The sequence below is a fragment of the Frateuria sp. genome (assembly GCF_013362045.1).
Lineage (GTDB): Bacteria > Pseudomonadota > Gammaproteobacteria > Xanthomonadales > Rhodanobacteraceae > Frateuria_A.
On the sequence record NZ_JABFWW010000245.1, the window covers coordinates 1 to 3,570 of the forward strand.

At 74.6% G+C, this 3,570-nt stretch carries 2 protein-coding genes; both read right to left on the reverse strand.

The genetic code is table 11. The features are described from left to right. The coding region (locus HOQ08_RS11700) for a UvrD-helicase domain-containing protein (RefSeq protein ID WP_291194889.1) at window positions 1-282 on the reverse strand (282 nt) is incomplete at its 3' end. Further along, window positions 279-3,570 (reverse strand): exodeoxyribonuclease V subunit gamma (gene recC, locus HOQ08_RS11705; protein ID WP_291194892.1); only part of this gene is annotated, 3,292 nt, incomplete at its 5' end. The genes HOQ08_RS11700 and recC, both read right to left, overlap by 4 nt.

Below are 3,570 nucleotides of genomic sequence, written 5' to 3' on the forward strand. Positions count from 1 at the left end.
ACCGACAGCGGCCGCGCCGGGCGCCTGCGCCAGCCGTTCGGCGGCGCGCAGCTTCGCGCGCAGGCGCTCGCGCAGCTCCTGCGCGGCCGCGTCGGTGAAGGTGGTCACCACGATCTGGCGCGGGCTCAGGCCCTGCTCCAGCAGCAGGCGCAGGTACAGCACCGCGATGGTCCAGGTCTTGCCGGTGCCGGCGCTCGCCTCGATCAGGCAGCGGCCGCCCTGCTCCGGCGCATGCGCCAGCGGCAGTTGGCTCCAGTCATGCACGCGCAGTGGTGCGCTCATGCGGGCGCCCTCAAGTCGATCAGCCGGGCCAGCCGCGCCGCGGTGTCGAGCAACGCGTCGTACTCGGGCCGGCCCGGTTCGAAGCGCACGTCGCCGGCGAGCAGGCGCGCATAGCCGGGCGCGTAGTCGCACTCGCCCTGGCTGCGGTCGCTGCCCAGCCACGCGGCGAGATTCGGCGGCTTGCCGCCGCTCAGGCACTGCGCCACCGCCCAGCTGGTGCGCGGGAAGTAACGCGCGGGCTGGCGCTGGGCGTCGCGCCAGAGTTCGAGCAGCACGGCGAGGCGGGCTTCCAGCTCGGCGCGCAGGGCGGCCTGCGCGCCCGGTGATGCACCAACCAGCGACGCATCCCAGGCGTTGACCTCGTCCTGCCAGGCAGGCTCGCCTTCGACGAGCAGGCACAGGCGCACCGGCGTGTCGCCGGGCGTGAGCAGGCGCAGCAGCGCCCATTCGATGAACAGCGGCAGGCGCTCGCGGAAGCCCAGCTCGCTTTCCTTCTTGCCGGCGAACAACTCGAATACCCAGCGCGTGCCGGCCCGCTCGTGCACGTGCGCAAGCTCGCCCTCGACGCGTGCGCCGCCGACGTCGAGCTCCAGCGCGAGAGGAACGCGCGGCGGCAGGCCATCGGCCAGCAACGGATGATAGCGGGCGATTCCCAGCAACGCCTGTGCGCGCTCGCGCTCGGCGACCCACGCGGCGGTGCCGCTGCGGCCCGGCGGCAGCAGGCCGGTCAGGCGCAGCCATTCGGGCGGCTCGGCGGGCAGCACCAGGGCGGCCTGCAGCGCATCGAGCAGCAGGCGCCGGCCGACCCGGTCGAGCGTCTCGAACTTCGGCTCCAGCGGTTCGCTCTCGCGCAGGCGGTCCTCGTCCAGGGCATCCAGGCGGACGTCCAGACGTCCGCGCAACAGTTGCCGCGCCGGATCGCGATACCAGGCCAGCAGCTCGCGCAACGGCACCGGCGTCTCCGGCGGCAGCGCGTCCAACGCGTCGGTGCCGGCGAGGAACCCGCTGCGGCGGCCGCCCGGCACCATCGCGGCGAACGCGGCCTGGTAGGAAAACAGCCGCGGGTCGCCGCCGTCGAAATAGCGCGCGTCGAAGGGCTGCAGCGGATGACGCACGCGCCCGGGGCGCTGGACCGGCGCAGCCGGGTCCTCGGCGCGCGCCTTGTCGTCGGCATCGGCGGGCAGGTCGGCCAGGCCGGCCTGCGCGTCGAGCAGGGCGAGCAGCTCGGCCAGCGGCGCGGCCGGGTTGCGCGGCTTGCCGTCGCGCACGCCCTCGCCGAGGTACGAGAGGTGCAGCGCATCGCGCGCGGCCATCACCGTCTCCAGGAACAGGTAGCGGTCGTCGCTGCGCACGTCGCGGTCGCCCAGGCGCGGATGGCGCAGCATCAGGTCCAGCCCGGCGTCGCTGGCGTTGCGCGGGAACTCGCCGTCGTTCAGGCCGAGCACGGCGACCACGCGGAACGGGATCGCGCGCTGGGGCACCATGCCGCAGAAAGTGGCGCCGCCGAGCAGGAAACGCTGCCGCTCGGGCGTGGCGGCCAGGCGCTCGCGCAGCACTTCGCGCACGACGGCGAAGTCGAGCTCGGGGTCCAGGCCGCTGTCCTGGGTCTCCGCCACCGTTGCACGGATCATCCGGCGCAACAGAGCCAGCGCCTCGCGGCCGGCAGGGTCGCGGGCATCGACGCGGAACAGCGCATCGAGCAGTTGCTCCAGCCGCGTGGCCCAGGCCGTGGCGCTGCGCGGCTGCGCGGCGTCGCGGCGCAGCGCAGCCAGCTCCTGCAGCAGGCGGTCGAGCGCGCCCAGCGCAGCGGCCTGCGGACCGTAGGCGCCGGCGACCGGCGCGAGCTCGCCATCGGGCAGCGTGGCGACCGCCTCCTCGCCCATCACGTAGCCGGCGACGAGGCGGTCCATGCCCCAGGCGAAGGTGTATTCCTCGATGCCGGGCACGCCGAAGGCTTCGCGCCAGTCGCCGTCCAGGCCCCAGGCCACGCGCGCCTCGCCCAGCCACTGGCCGAGCAGGTCCACCGCGCTTTCGTTCAAGCCCAGCGCAGCGGCGATCGCAGGGGTCTGCAGGAAGTCCAGCACCTGCGGCGCGGTGAGGCGCGACTGCGGCGCGCCGAGCAGCCGGTCGAACGCGGCGAGCAGCGGATGCACGCGCGCCACCGCCACGTCGGCCAGGTGATAGGGCAGCGGCCCGTGCGCGCGGCCGGGTTCGCCGAACACTGCCGGCAGCAGCGGCACGTAGGCACCGATGTCGGGCGCCATCACCACGATGTCGGCCGGCTGCAGCGTCGGGTCCAGCGCCAGCTCGTGGAGCAGCGCGTCGCGCAGCACCTCCAGTTCGCGCAGGCGGGTGTGGCACAGGTGCACGCGCAGCGAGCGGTCATGCATCGCCTGGCCTTGCCCCGGCCGGAGCAAGGCCGGATCGAGCCGCCGGATGCTTTCCTGCAGACGCTGCAGCAGGGAAAGCGCGGCCGGTGCGCGTGCGTCCTCGTCGCGCCAGTGGCGCACGTCCATGCGTATCTCGGCCTGGCCCGAGAGCGCCAGCATGAAGTGCTGGCCCAGGCGGCCCCATTCGGCGAGCAGCGGATGGCCCATGCGCTCGAGGAACCAGCCCTCCTCGCGCCCGCCCTCGTCCAGGCGCCGGGCCAGCTCGCGCAGCTGCTCGCGCTCGCCGCGCAGGCCGGCCCAGTACTCGCGGCAGGGATCGGGCACGTAGAGCACCACCAGCCGGTGCCGCGCCACCGCGGCGAGCACGGCCAGCTCCGCCGGCGCCAGGTGGCTGACACCGAACACGTGCAGCGGTTCGCGCGGCAGGCCGGCAGGTGCGTTCCGCTGCAGCCGGTTCAGCAGCTCGCCGAGCACCTCGGCGCGGTGGGGCTTGTCGATCGCGCGGCGCAGCGCGCGCCACAGCGGCGCGAGGAAGCTGCGTTCGGGCACGTCGTCGCGGCCGGCCTGCCAGGCGCGCAGCCAGTCGGGCCGGTAGACCAGGTACTGCGAGTAGAGCCGCGCGAGGCGGTCGGCCAGCTGGTAGCGGCGGCGCGCCGTATCGCCGCCGGCGAGGTAGCCGCGCAGTTGCGGGTCGTCGACGTCGTCCAGCATTTCGTGGATGCGCCAGCGCAGCCGCTCGCGGCGGTAAGGCGCAAGCGCCACCGCCGATTCGCCCAGCACCGCGCGCGCCAGGTCGTCCAGCCAGGCGCTGGGCAGGCGGATGTCGAGGTTGGCGACGATGCCGCCCGGCCCGCGCGCGCGGGCCAGTGCGCCGGACAGCCACTGGCGCATGCAGATC